Raw genomic sequence first — 12,360 nt, forward strand, 5'->3', positions numbered from 1 at the left:
GCTGCATCAAAGGAATGATGCACGAGGAATGACTATTCTGTAAATTATGATAAAATAGAGAAAAAAGAGGGGGATGTATCATGAAGACACCTGTACATTGTGAAGTAGTAGAACAAGCAGCTAGAGAAAAATTAAAAAATAGAGGCGTATCAATAGATGATATTGCATCCATTGTCTACGATCTGCAACGTCCTTATAATGCGCATGTAACGCATGAACAATGCTACGAGAGTGTAGATGCAGTATTATGTAAGCGGGAAATTCAGCACGCTATTTTAGTTGGGATTGAGCTAGATGAACTAGCTGAAAACAAGCAGCTGTCAGAACCGCTGCAGTCTTTAATTGATACAGATGAAGGGTTATTTGGTGTAGATGAAACGATTGCACTAGGCTCTGTTTTTGGGTTTGGAAGTATAGCTGTAACGTCATTTGGCTATCTTGATAAACAAAAAGTCGGGATTATTAATGAGCTGGACAAACGTAAAACAGAAGTACATACTTTCCTAGATGATCTTGTAGCTAGTATCGCAGCAAGTGCAGCAGCAAGACTCGCACATAGGCTGCGTGACATCGAAGAAAACCGCCGCCTTGAAGATATTAAAAAGCGAGAAGATGAAGAGTTGATCGGTTAAACAAGGCTTCCGCTGTATGTACTCGCTTTCCACAGAGTGTCCCGAAGCCTCCCTATCGTTCCGCTCTTGTGAGATACCTATCAGTAAAAGTCGCCCTACCATAGTTGTTGATTTCCGCTGCAGGCACACGCTTTCCGCGGGCGGCCCGGGAGCTTCCTCGTCGCTACGCTCCTGCGAGATCTCCCTGGTCACGCGCATCCCGCTGGAGTCGGTGCCTTCCGCTACAATCAACGGAGCGAGCAGGTTAATAAGTGGTTCCTATCATTTAAAGCAGGTGTTCAGTGATTTATCTTTTATAGTGAAGATAATTTAATTTTGGTCTGCTCTAAATAGAAATCATCCCACTAAATCCGTTTCAAGGACAGTACTTAGCGGATGAAATATGTGGAGACTTCTGTGGGGCCTAGAGCAGGAGTGAGATCCCACAGGGCTTTAGCCCGAGGAAGCTCACTAGCTCCCCACGGAAAGCGCAGTATATTTCAGGAGCGGTGACTATGCTCTAACCCATGTTTAAAGCACTCTTAGTTAAAAAAGTTTTCAAGGTTCACCTGCTCCCAAAAAAGCGAAGTGAATTTCAAGGGCTGCGAGGTTACACACGCGGCCTCTTCATTGCTTGAGCAGACAGAATTCAGTATAATAGAAGATATTGGATGAAAGAAGGTTTGCTCTAGTGATGAAATCGTTGCCGAAGTGGATCTACTATAAACAAACGTTTCGTACGAAATTTCAAGCGGGGTGCATTAAAGCAAAGCTTGAAGATAATTGGATGAACGGCTATGAAGTTGGGCCATTAGTGGAGGTCCGCAAACTTAAGACGAATAAGTACATCGTTCGTTACACATATGATGAAACGGTATAAAAAAGTCTTAAATAATTATTCACCAAATAAAGAGCTGAAACGGTCATACCGTTTCAGCTCTTATGCTTTACTTCTCATTAACCATATTTTCAGGGCGAACGAATGTATCAAATTCTTCTGGTGTTATATAACCCGTCTTCTCCGCTGCTTCACGTAATGTTAAATTTTCGTCAAAGGCGAGTTTTGCAATCTTTGCTGCTTTTTCATAACCAATGTGCGGATTAAGAGCAGTCACAAGCATTAACGAATTATTTAAGTGATCTTTCATTTTATCCTCGTTAATTTCTAAGCCCGCTAAACAGCGGTCATGGAAGCTGGCCATGCCATCACGAAGCAGTTCGATTGATTGAAGCACATTGTATATGATGACAGGTTTAAATACATTTAATTGAAAGTGTCCCTGACTAGCAGAAAAGCCGACGGTTACATCATTTCCAAACACCTGAGCGCATACCATCGTCAGTGCCTCTGCTTGAGTAGGGTTTACCTTTCCAGGCATAATGGAACTGCCGGGTTCATTAATAGGCAGTTGATATTCGCCAATTCCTGATCTCGGACCAGAGGCTAAGAGACGGATATCATTCGCGATTTTAAATAAATTTGCTGCAAGTCCTTTTAAGTTTCCATGCAGGCCTACTAAAGCATCATGACTGGTAAGCCCATGAAAATAATTCGTAGAAGAGGTGAATGTTGTACCCAATTGAGTAGATAGCTGCTTACTCACCGCTTCGCCAAAATCCTTAGGAGCATTTAGACCTGTTCCGACAGCAGTTCCGCCGATCGTTAAAATTTTCACATGTTCAAGGCTTTCTTCGATCATTTTTTTATTTGTCTCAAGCATATGTCTAAAGCCGCTGATTTCTTGTGCTACTGTTAAAGGAGTAGCATCTTGCAAGTGAGTACGGCCGATCTTCACCACATCTTGAAACGCTTGTTCTTTCTCTTTGCATGTCGCGATCATTCGATCAATTTCTTTATAAAGAGTTTTTTCAACTGCAAAGACTGTAGCCACATGCATGGCGGTTGGAAAGGTATCATTTGAACTTTGTGAACGGTTCACGTCATCATTAGGGTGAATGAAGCCTTCTTTTGATTCGTTAGCTAATCTAGCGACTACTTCATTAACATTCATATTTGATTGAGTGCCGCTTCCTGTCTGCCATACAACAAGAGGGAAGTGCTTTCTTGCATCTTGTTCTAGAAGCCGCTGAATGGAATCAATAATGGCTGCTGCTTTTTCTTCTTCTATTGCTCCCAATTCTTTATTTGCAATTGCACACGCTTTTTTGAGGTGGAGAAATGCTGTTATAACCTCATTTGGAATTTTTTCTTTTCCAATTGGGAAATTTTCTAAGCTTCGCTGCGTTTGTGCACCCCAAAGTTTGTCATCTTCCACATACATTTCACCTAAAGTATCTCTTTCAATCCGTTTACTCATCTAGAAAACTCCCTTCTCATTACTAAGGTGTTCAAAAGTAACCCTACTTCATACATACCCTAAAATGTGAAAATTATTGATTCAATTTTACCAGTGATTCCTATTTACAAGTTGGGTCGTAATTGATATAGTAAGGGAGAAGTTCGGACGTCTGACATCTAGACAAGCATTTACAAAGATCGACACCGCTTTCAAGAGCCATTCATTTTTTTGAACAGTAAGTAAGCGTTTTCAGTTTGACTTTATGAACGATGGGTACATATAGGTAGTGTTCATGAAGCATCCTAAAGACGTTGATTCATTGGTTTCTTGTGAAGGCGTTTTCTTAAACGAGTAATGCAGGTGATCTGGCGATTTGAGCAAGTGACTCGCTAATAAATGAAAAAGAGGTGCGGTATCATGAATTTTTTATGGGGAATTGTTGGGATCATTACGGTTTTTGCAGTTGCATATCTGCTCTCAGCTAACCGAAAAGCTATTCGCCCTAGAACAATTCTAGGAGGATTAGCTATCCAAATTGGTTTTGCTTTATTGGTCTTAAAGACAACAATTGGGCAGCAAGCATTACAAAAGCTAACTGAAGGGGTTCAATGGATCATTAGTGCTGCAAATGAAGGAATTGATTTTGTATTTGGTGGTTTCTTTGATGGGACTGGAGTAGAATTTGTATTTGCTATTAACGTATTATCTGTTGTTATCTTCTTCTCAGCTCTCATTTCTGTTTTATACTACCTTGGTGTTATGCAGTTAATCATCAAATTTATTGGTGGAGGACTTGCAAAATTACTTGGTACGTCGAAGACTGAGTCAATGTCTGCAGCTGCAAACATTTTCGTAGGACAAACAGAAGCACCTTTAATTGTAAAACCTTACTTAAACAAAATGTCACAATCAGAACTTTTTGCTGTTATGACAGGGGGACTTGCATCTGTAGCGGGTTCAGTATTGATTGGTTATGCGCTGCTTGGAGTTCCGCTTGAATACCTGCTTGCAGCTAGTTTCATGGCAGCTCCAGCTGGTCTGATTATGGCAAAAATGATTGTACCTGAAACAGAGCGTACAACAAATGAAGTGGATGACTTTAAGCTTGCTAAAGATGAGGATACAGTAAACATTATCGATGCAGCTGCTAAAGGGGCTAGTACTGGTTTAACTCTTGCGCTGAATATTGCAGCGATGTTAATTGCCTTTGTTGCGTTAATTGCCTTAATTAATGGGCTCCTTTCATTCCTAGGCGGTTTTGCAGGACTTGAGAATTTAACGCTTGAACTGATCTTAGGATATGTATTTGCACCGCTTGCTTTCCTTATTGGTGTACCTTGGGATGAGGCAGTAATCGCAGGAAGCTTCATCGGTCAAAAGCTAGTAGTTAACGAATTCGTAGCTTATTTATCTTTTGCACCGGAAATTGAAAATTTAAGTGAAAAAGCAGTTATTGTTATTAGTTTCGCACTTTGTGGTTTTGCTAACCTTTCTTCACTTGGTATTTTACTTGGTGGTCTTGGTAAGCTTGCTCCTGAACGTCGCGGAGATATTGCACGCTTAGGTCTTCGTGCAGTAGCTGCTGGTATGCTTGCATCATTATTAAGTGCAGCAATCGCGGGTATGTTAATTTAATAAATAACGTGAATCTGCATATGTGCCTCATGGCGCATATGCAGATTTTTTTGTTATCTAAAAAAGTGATATTGACAATTTCCAAACATATACATATACTAACTGTATTAGGTGTACTACTTTAATTAGTACACTATAGACACCGAGGTGGTGAATACATGCTTATAACGATTAATCCTAAAAGTCAAAAGCCGCTCTATGAGCAAATCGTTCAACAAATTAAAGAGCTAGTAGCAAAAGGAATTTTAGAAGAGGAGGAGCAGCTGCCGTCTGTTCGAGATTTAGCTGCGCAAATAGTAATGAATCCAAACACTGTAAGTAAGGCATACAAAGAACTAGAGCGACAGGGTGTGATTGTCACCATAAGAGGCAAGGGAACCTTTGTAGCCGAGCAGTCGTTGAGAGAAGTTGATCCGAAAGAACGTCAGAAGATCCAAGAACAACTTCGTCAGCTTGTTATAGAAGCTAATTATGCAAACGTAGGAAAGACAGAAATGATCAAATGGATTGAAAAAGAATTTGAAGCATTGGGAGGATCACGTGATGCAGATTAAACAAGTGGGGAAAACCATTAAGCAACGATCGATATTAAATGAAATTACGTTTGATATTGAACCAGGAAAAGTGACTGGTTTGATTGGGCGGAACGGGGCGGGGAAAACAACTCTGCTGCAGTTAATGGTAGGTATTCTTAAGCCCGAAGCCGGTGATATTTTAGTTGGAGAAAAAAGCATTTATGCTCATCCTGAAGTAAAGCAGGATATCGTATTTGTTCCAGATTCCCCGGAGGCGCTCAAATCTTATTCAATCAAAGAAATATGTCTGCTCTATAAAGAAATCTATCCGAAGTTTGATGAAGAACTATTTAATTCCTTATTAGACCGTTTTACTCTCCCTAAGAGCGGAAAGGTGGGGTCCTTCTCCAAAGGTATGAAAGCCTTGTTTGCACTTATTTTAGCTTTTTCGACGAAAGCGACCTATATTTTACTAGATGAACCAACTGATGGACTTGATGTCATTGTGAAAAAACGAATTCTGCAATTTATAGTAGAAGCTGTAGCAGATTTTGAAGTAGCCGTTGTCATTTCTTCTCATCGTCTAGATGAATTGGAGTACTTAGCCGACAGCATTATTATGTTAAAAGAAGGCGAAGTGTCGCGCACCTATTCTCTTGATTCGATTAAAGAATCATACAAAAAAGTGCAAGCTGTTTTTCCTCATGGTATGCCTGAATCAATTTCAAAGCTGGGCACTGTTATTAATGAAACAGGAAAAGTGTATATTCTTGTCTTTGAAGACATGGAGAATAATGGAATTGAAAAAATAAAAGAAGCTCACCCACTATATATGGAAGAGCTGCCGATGACATTAGAAGATTTATTTGTCGCTAAACTTGGAGGTGAGCAGTTTGTCGGTTAAAGGATTACTGCGAAAAGAATGGAAACAGTCAAGAGCCATTTTATTTCTCATCACACTATTATTTCTTTTCCATTTTCCGATCAGAGCAATGGTGAGCATAGAAAACTGGAGGGAAGAAGTTCGTTCAGCCCCTGCAGAAGCAATGAATTATTTAGAATGGTCGGTGCACAGTGCACTTGGAATGAGTGTATTTTCACTCGTTATTATCGTCCTTCTCGTAACTCTCGCCGTACAGTTGATCGGTTCAGAAAGAAGCACAAGACGTCAGGACTTTGCTTTTGCCTTGCCTTACAGGAGGCGTACGATGTTTTTAGTGAAATGGTTGATGGGTGTAGTACCCGTTCTCGTTCTCTATCCAATTACCTTTCTTTCAGCTTACTTTATGATCGTATCATCAGAATTTGGATTCCATTTAGATGGGGTAAACTTTCTTGAGGCGTTCATGCTCCCATTATTAGGTTTTATTGCAACCTACAGCTTTACGCTGTTTATTGGAACCATTACAGGTGAGATGATTTCACAAATTGCCTTAACCTTTATTTTCACTATTTTTCCTGTAGGTATTTTGGTATTAGTAGGTTACTTTTTTGAAGTGAACTTTAATAATGGTTACTTTTTTGGCAGAATTTCAGAAGAGGCTTCCCGCTTTATCTGGCCGATCTATACGGTTTATAACCCGACATCTGCCATGGGGGATGGGGAATTTATGAATCTATGGATTCCGCTTGCAGCTACACTCCTGTTTGTTGGTGCAGGTCAATGGCTATATGAGCAAAATCATAGTGAATTTAATGGAGAGTTTCTTATCTTTAAACAACTTGAACCTATTTTCCGAGCAGGGATCATTGTTTGTTTTGCTTTACTTGGCGGAATGGTCGGTTCGGGTCTTGTTCCATGGAGCTTAAAAAATGGAAGTATCTTAGAGCTTGTTTTCTACTGGGTTGGTGCTGCTATCTTTACGTACTTGAGCATTTTATTAACGAAGCGTCTATTTTCCATGAATATTACGATTAAAGGGAAATAAAGAGAACAAAAACAAGCTGCCCATAGAATGAGGGCAGCTTGTTTCATTTATGCCTGAAATAATTTTAAATACGCACCGTATCCTTCTTTTTCAAGATCTTCTTTTGGGATGAAGCGAAGGGAAGCTGAGTTGATACAATAACGCAGACCATTTGGACCAGGACCGTCATTAAACACATGGCCTAAATGAGAATCGGAGTCTTTGCTGCGGACTTCTGTACGAATCATAAAATGCGAACGGTCTTCTTTTTCAATGATTTCTTCATCTACGATCGGTTTAGTAAAACTAGGCCAGCCGCAGCCCGCATCATATTTATCTAAAGAGCTGAATAAAGGTTTACCAGACACGATATCCACATAGATTCCATCATCTTCTACATTATAATACTCGTTACGAAACGGAGGCTCTGTCCCGTTATTTTGAGTCACTTCATACTGCATTGGCGTTAATCTTTCTTTTAATTCTTCTTTATTTCGACTCATCTTGGTTATCCCCCCAGTTGTTTTTGATAAATGCTGCTCGTCCTGAGCCTTTATGATACATCATATAATGAAATGGATTTTTCTTATAATAGTCCTGATGGTATTCTTCTGCAGGATAAAAGGTTTGTGCGGGAAGAATATCGACTGTAATCGGTTTTGTAAACCGGCCGCTTGCTTGCAGTTCAGCTTTAGATTCTTCCGCTGTTTCTTTTTGGCTCTCATCATGATAAAAAATAGCGGGCCTGTAAGAATCTCCGCGGTCATGAAATTGACCGCCTGCATCCGTTGGGTCTATTTGCTGCCAAAAAATCTCCACTAACTGTTTATAAGAGAAGATCTCAGGGTTGTATGTGATCTGAACCGCTTCATAATGACCAGTCGTCTCAGAACAAACTTCTTTGTAGGTTGGATTTTCGGTATGTCCGCCCGTATATCCTGATATGACAGATTCAATGCCGTCATAGGAGTCAAAAGGCTTTACCATACACCAAAAGCAGCCTCCCGCAAATGTTGCTTTTCTAAAAGCTTCTGCCATAATGCAACACTCCTTACATAGTATAGTGCTTAGTATATCATGATAGGCACTTACATGACTTAAGATACGCTTATATAATGAATTAGTAAGGTTTAGAAAAACGAATATTCTACTTCTCCTTCAAGAAAGTTCGTGCTATGATAGAATCTTGGCGCAGTTTTTTAAGACTGACGCTGGGTGGGAGAGGGATTCAACGAAAAGAGTTGAATGATACACATGAAAGGGGTATTTGAACGGTTTGATTTAGATGGTCACGATACGACCATCAAGCGAGAGGTGACAGCAGGACTTGTTTCCTTTTTGACGATTGTTTATATCGTTGCTGTCAACGGCGTCATTTTGGCTGACGCAGGAATTCCATTAGAGGCTGCCATTGTGGCTACCATTGTCACATCACTAGTAGGCTGTATCTTAATGGGCTTTTGGAGTAATGCACCGATCATCTTGGTGCCAGGGATGGGCGTTAATGCCTTATTTACCTACACGTTTGTCCATGCATTGGGACTGACTTGGCAAGAAGCACTTGCAGCTGTATTTGTGTCAGGATTGATTTTTATTGCGATCGCTTTTACAAAGCTTGCACCTATTTTAAGTGCTGCAATTCCTCAATCATTAAAAGATGCGATTACAGTCGGTATAGGGTTATTTCTAACCTTTATCGGACTGCAGAAAGGCGGATTGATCCAAGCAAATGAAGAGACCTTTATCCAGGTAGCACACTTAGGCGACCCGCTGCCGTTTGCAACAATTCTCACATTGCTTATAGCAGTCGTCTTATTCATTCGCAATGTGCCTGGGAATTTCTTGATTACGATGGTGGCAGGAACGATTCTAGCTGTCTTTATCGGTGTAAAGCCGAGCCAAGGTACATCAGAAGGTTTCTCTCTAGCTAGTTATGGATCTTTATTCGGAGAATTATCCTTTGGCGGTATTGCTACTCTTGCCTTTTGGATAGCTGTGTTTTCAATGACTATGGTATTAGTATTTGAAAATCTCGGGCTGATTCATGGTCACTTGCAAATGACAGGGCATCCGGAGAAAGGGAATAAAGCATTAAGAGCGAACGCAGTCTCTGCATTATCCTCTGGTATTTTTGGTACAAGTCCAACAGTTTCTACAGTCGAGACTGCAGCGGGGATTTCAGCAGGAGGGAGAACTGGCTTGACCGCTATTGTGACAGGATTGTTATTTGGGGTTACGTTATTTATGATTCCTCTTATAACGGCGGTGCCTGATAGTGCGATTGCCCCTATCTTACTTGTCGTTGGCGGATTGATGGTACAAAACATTAAGTCGATTCCGTTTCATGATTTCTCAGAAGGGTTTCCAGCCTTTTTAGTGCTGGCGCTGATTCCTTTAACATATAGCATCGCTGAAGGCATGGCATTTGGATTCATTGCCTATCCGATCTTAAAAATGGCTATCGGAAAAGCAAAAGAAGTCCCTGTACCGTTATACTTCATTGCGAGTTTGTTTTTAGTTCACATGATCCTTCATTCAGTCGGGGGATAATAGAAGAAGCTGGTTCCTTAATCCGGAACTGGCTTTTTTGATATGAGTAAATTAAACTTGTTGTAATAAAAAGCAGGGGGAAGATGAATGAATAGGTGTAAATGGGCAAAGGATGATCCGTTGATGATCGATTACCATGACCATGAATGGGGACGCATAATAAGAGAGGACGAATCATTGTTTGAAGCTCTGAGCCTTGAAGTCTTTCAAGCAGGCCTCAGCTGGAGAACGGTATTACATAAGCGTGAGCGGTTCCGAATCCAATTTCATGGGTTTAACATCGAAAAGGTGGCTTCAATGACCCCTGTTGATGTGGACAGGCTGCTTAATGATGCAACGATCATTAGGCATAGAAGGAAGATAGAAGCGACAATTGTAAATGCAGAGATTCTATGTAACCTTTTAAAAAAAGAAAATAGTTTCTATGAGTGGATTCAGAAGCTGCCGAAAGAAAAGGAAGCAGCTTGTAAGGCATTAAGCAAGCTATTCAAGCATGTCGGTCCCACGACAGTAGAAAGTTTTTTTATGGCAATAGGATATTTTAAGCCCGTTCATGACACAGACTGTTTTCTGCATCAAAAAGGGAGCATGGATTAAGTTAATAAACCATGCTCCCTTATATTATTCTCTCACTCCTGTTTCTGTAATAACGACTTCAGCTTTCACATTAATGTTGGCGTTAGGATAATAACTTTCCCATTCCTCTAAGTTAAAGTGATAGGTTTTTCCCTTCACTCGACTCCCCATTCCGATCGGATCTATATTATTTTCTTGAAATAAAGAGATAAGCCGGCTGGCATCTGATTCAAGCTTTTCTGTCACTTTTACAGTGATTTCTTTTAGTTTTTCATCGTCAATTTGTTCACCCGAATATTCATTTACCTTCCCTTTAAATTTTATGAGGATGTCAATAGCGGGCGTATTTGTGCCTTTTTCTATTGTGAATTTAGTTCGCGAATGGATATTTCTTAAGACAGCAAATTCATTTTTTTCACTTAGCTCAATTTCATAGGTGCCATTTGCAAAAGGCTCGAGTAATATTTTCATTACAAAGGAGTCTGTTAAATTAAGCTTATCGACATAACGATCTCCTTTAAATAAGGCAACGCCGTCTACTTGCAGGTGTTCCTCTGACTGTTTAATATAAGGCATAAACGGATCTCTGCCATCTTCATAATAATACTTCATAAACAAATGGAAGTTTGCCTGAGGAATATTTTGTCTTTCCATATTCTGTTCTATTAACTCAGCAATATACGACGCGACTTCCATTTCAAGGGGATAAGTGGTTTCTAAAATTTCTTTTGTTGAGCCTGCGGTTAAAGCAACGAAGTTTCTCATTCCAATCGTAGCATCGCGGGAAAAGGTATCTAGAATAGGCATGATTCCGGTCTTCTCTGCGAGCTCTTCATTAAATAAAATGGTAGTAATCTTCCCGCTATGAAGAGGTCTAGAGGCCTGGGCGTTTAATTCGAGTCTTGCATCACGACTCGTACTTGCTACAGCTGAAATGATTTCACTTTCTATTGCACCCTCCATATTATAGACGGGTAAGCTGACCGTCCCTTCAACCCGGTCTTCATCATAATAATCATAACCAATTGAATGGATCAGCTGAACTTCATCTAAAATCATAGTTTGTACACATCCATTCAAAAACAGGATACTTAAACACAAAGTTAGTAATAATCTTTTCATTTTCTAAGTTTCCTCCTTATCATTAATATAAGCAATAGGAAAGGGAGGTATAAATAAACGATGTACGTTCCGGTATAAGACACATACGTATTTAAAAAATCTATTTGCGCTCTTGTAGTAAATGAAATAGTGATAAGTAATGCAATCACACTCATTATTAAAATTGACTTACGGTGAGATATGTTTATTTGTCTTTTGAGGGCACGGCTCGCTCCCCACAATCCTAGGGTAATATTAGGCATCACAACAAACATCCAGGTAGCAATTCCTAAATACTCAAACCGTTCAATGAAAGGAAGCTCAAGCACTTTCCACGCACTTAATGTCGGCCATATCGTAGTTGCAAGCTGTTTTTCACTATAAAAAACAAATGTAACAATCGTAACCGTTAGATAAATAAACGTCGTAAATATGATGCCAAAATGAGCAAATTTCTGTGATTTTTTTGGTTCTTGAATAAATGGATAATAGATTAGTAAAAGTTCAGGTCCCAAAAAGCTTAAAGTCATCGCCTTCGTCGCTTCAATCTGTACATTAATACTTGTATCAAATAATGGCATTAGATTCCGATAGGTAGCAAATTCGAGCGGTGCTAAAGCAGAGAAATAAAGAAACATTGGAATGACGACGCCTAAAAAACAAATCCCGGCAACGACCCGGAATCCGCTCGTAATGGCATAATAGGCAATTAGAATAATGCTGAGAGAGATTGCCCAAGTAGGAAGTTCTGGGAAAATCCATATTTGTACAACCTCAATATACGTACGTAATACGGTCATAGCTAAGAAAGTAATATAAATAATAAAGACAAAGGTTAAAAAGCCGCCTATCCATTTGCCGAATGCACTCTTATGAACGGAAACGAGATCTTTATCAGTTCCATTCAAAATTTTATACATGATCCAAATTATGATGTGAAATAATATTCCAGTTAACAGGACAGCTATCCACGCACGAAAGCCTGCGATGCCTGCAATATACCGAGTGAAACCTAAGACCCCTACACCGACTTGCATAGAGTGGATTAAATAAAACACAAGGTATGGAGGGATCATCAAAGCTTCTTTCGGTGTTTTAGCAGGTACGGTGTTCATCGTCATTTAGATCCCTCCTTTGATTAGAATTCTGATTAAATTCCTTCCTT

Annotated in this window: 13 protein-coding genes; 8 read left to right on the forward strand and 5 right to left on the reverse strand. The window is 39.8% G+C overall.

Annotation, left to right across the window (positions count from 1 at the left end; translation table 11 throughout):
- Positions 1-80 precede the first annotated feature (80 nt).
- Both A33I_RS02650 and A33I_RS02655 read left to right on the forward strand, forming a co-directional pair.
- On the forward strand, positions 81-632 hold the full coding sequence (locus tag A33I_RS02650) for a phosphatidylglycerophosphatase A family protein (protein WP_022626913.1): 552 nt from the start codon (positions 81-83) through the stop codon (positions 630-632).
- 673 nt (positions 633-1,305) lie between these two features.
- Positions 1,306-1,491, forward strand: coding sequence for a hypothetical protein (locus A33I_RS02655; RefSeq protein WP_031311357.1), 186 nt, complete (start codon positions 1,306-1,308; stop codon positions 1,489-1,491).
- Positions 1,492-1,558: 67 nt separating this feature from the next.
- Here the strand turns inward: A33I_RS02655 and fumC are convergent, their stop codons facing one another.
- Positions 1,559-2,929, reverse strand: coding sequence for a class II fumarate hydratase (fumC, locus tag A33I_RS02660; RefSeq protein ID WP_022626914.1), 1,371 nt, complete (start codon positions 2,927-2,929; stop codon positions 1,559-1,561).
- A 399-nt stretch (positions 2,930-3,328) separates the two neighbouring features.
- Here fumC and A33I_RS02665 point away from each other — a divergent pair, with 399 nt between their 5' ends.
- The 4 genes from A33I_RS02665 to A33I_RS02680 all read left to right on the forward strand — a co-directional run bounded on the left by A33I_RS02665 (position 3,329) and on the right by A33I_RS02680 (position 6,989).
- Positions 3,329-4,546, forward strand: a complete 1,218-nt coding sequence (locus A33I_RS02665) for a NupC/NupG family nucleoside CNT transporter (RefSeq protein WP_022626915.1) — start codon at positions 3,329-3,331, stop codon at positions 4,544-4,546.
- Positions 4,547-4,704: 158 nt separating this feature from the next.
- On the forward strand, positions 4,705-5,100 hold the full coding sequence (locus tag A33I_RS02670; RefSeq protein WP_022626916.1) for a GntR family transcriptional regulator: 396 nt from the start codon (positions 4,705-4,707) through the stop codon (positions 5,098-5,100).
- A complete protein-coding gene (locus tag A33I_RS02675; RefSeq protein WP_022626917.1) occupies positions 5,090-5,965 on the forward strand; it encodes an ABC transporter ATP-binding protein in 876 nt (291 codons plus the stop codon). Before A33I_RS02670 ends, A33I_RS02675 begins: the two co-directional genes overlap by 11 nt.
- Entirely contained in the window at positions 5,955-6,989 is a 1,035-nt protein-coding gene (locus A33I_RS02680) for an ABC transporter permease subunit (protein WP_022626918.1), read from the forward strand. Before A33I_RS02675 ends, A33I_RS02680 begins: the two co-directional genes overlap by 11 nt.
- Before the next feature lie 47 nt (positions 6,990-7,036).
- Here the strand turns inward: A33I_RS02680 and msrB are convergent, their stop codons facing one another.
- Together msrB and msrA are read right to left on the reverse strand one after the other, a co-directional pair.
- Complete coding sequence (msrB, locus tag A33I_RS02685) at positions 7,037-7,471, reverse strand: peptide-methionine (R)-S-oxide reductase MsrB (RefSeq protein ID WP_022626919.1); 435 nt, start codon at positions 7,469-7,471, stop codon at positions 7,037-7,039.
- On the reverse strand, positions 7,458-8,006 hold the full coding sequence (msrA, locus tag A33I_RS02690) for a peptide-methionine (S)-S-oxide reductase MsrA (protein WP_012958238.1): 549 nt from the start codon (positions 8,004-8,006) through the stop codon (positions 7,458-7,460). Before msrA ends, msrB begins: the two co-directional genes overlap by 14 nt.
- Before the next feature lie 216 nt (positions 8,007-8,222).
- Here msrA and A33I_RS02695 point away from each other — a divergent pair, with 216 nt between their 5' ends.
- A complete protein-coding gene (locus tag A33I_RS02695; RefSeq protein WP_022626920.1) occupies positions 8,223-9,518 on the forward strand; it encodes an NCS2 family permease in 1,296 nt (431 codons plus the stop codon).
- Positions 9,519-9,605: 87 nt separating this feature from the next.
- Positions 9,606-10,115: a DNA-3-methyladenine glycosylase I gene (locus tag A33I_RS02700; RefSeq protein ID WP_022626921.1), complete on the forward strand. Its 510-nt coding sequence runs from the start codon at positions 9,606-9,608 to the stop codon at positions 10,113-10,115.
- A 24-nt stretch (positions 10,116-10,139) separates the two neighbouring features.
- Here A33I_RS02700 and A33I_RS02705 read toward each other — a convergent pair whose 3' ends face one another.
- Together A33I_RS02705 and A33I_RS02710 are read right to left on the reverse strand one after the other, a co-directional pair.
- Positions 10,140-11,216: a Ger(x)C family spore germination protein gene (locus A33I_RS02705; protein ID WP_022626922.1), complete on the reverse strand. Its 1,077-nt coding sequence runs from the start codon at positions 11,214-11,216 to the stop codon at positions 10,140-10,142.
- Complete coding sequence (locus A33I_RS02710) at positions 11,213-12,316, reverse strand: GerAB/ArcD/ProY family transporter (protein WP_022626923.1); 1,104 nt, start codon at positions 12,314-12,316, stop codon at positions 11,213-11,215. Before A33I_RS02710 ends, A33I_RS02705 begins: the two co-directional genes overlap by 4 nt.
- Positions 12,317-12,360 lie beyond the last annotated feature (44 nt).

This window comes from Alkalihalophilus marmarensis DSM 21297 (assembly GCF_000474275.2).
GTDB lineage: Bacteria > Bacillota > Bacilli > Bacillales > Bacillaceae_D > Alkalihalophilus > Alkalihalophilus marmarensis.

Coding starts and splice junctions, on each gene's coding strand:
- A33I_RS02700 (WP_022626921.1), top strand. CDS start 9,606: ATGAATAGGTGTAAATGGGCAAAGGATGATCCGTTGATGATCGATTAC.
- A33I_RS02650 (WP_022626913.1), top strand. CDS start 81: ATGAAGACACCTGTACATTGTGAAGTAGTAGAACAAGCAGCTAGAGAA.
- msrA (WP_012958238.1), bottom strand. CDS start 8,006: ATGGCAGAAGCTTTTAGAAAAGCAACATTTGCGGGAGGCTGCTTTTGG.
- A33I_RS02695 (WP_022626920.1), top strand. CDS start 8,223: ATGAAAGGGGTATTTGAACGGTTTGATTTAGATGGTCACGATACGACC.
- msrB (WP_022626919.1), bottom strand. CDS start 7,471: ATGAGTCGAAATAAAGAAGAATTAAAAGAAAGATTAACGCCAATGCAG.
- fumC (WP_022626914.1), bottom strand. CDS start 2,929: ATGAGTAAACGGATTGAAAGAGATACTTTAGGTGAAATGTATGTGGAA.
- A33I_RS02675 (WP_022626917.1), top strand. CDS start 5,090: ATGCAGATTAAACAAGTGGGGAAAACCATTAAGCAACGATCGATATTA.
- A33I_RS02670 (WP_022626916.1), top strand. CDS start 4,705: ATGCTTATAACGATTAATCCTAAAAGTCAAAAGCCGCTCTATGAGCAA.
- A33I_RS02655 (WP_031311357.1), top strand. CDS start 1,306: ATGAAATCGTTGCCGAAGTGGATCTACTATAAACAAACGTTTCGTACG.
- A33I_RS02665 (WP_022626915.1), top strand. CDS start 3,329: ATGAATTTTTTATGGGGAATTGTTGGGATCATTACGGTTTTTGCAGTT.
- A33I_RS02710 (WP_022626923.1), bottom strand. CDS start 12,316: ATGACGATGAACACCGTACCTGCTAAAACACCGAAAGAAGCTTTGATG.
- A33I_RS02705 (WP_022626922.1), bottom strand. CDS start 11,216: ATGAAAAGATTATTACTAACTTTGTGTTTAAGTATCCTGTTTTTGAAT.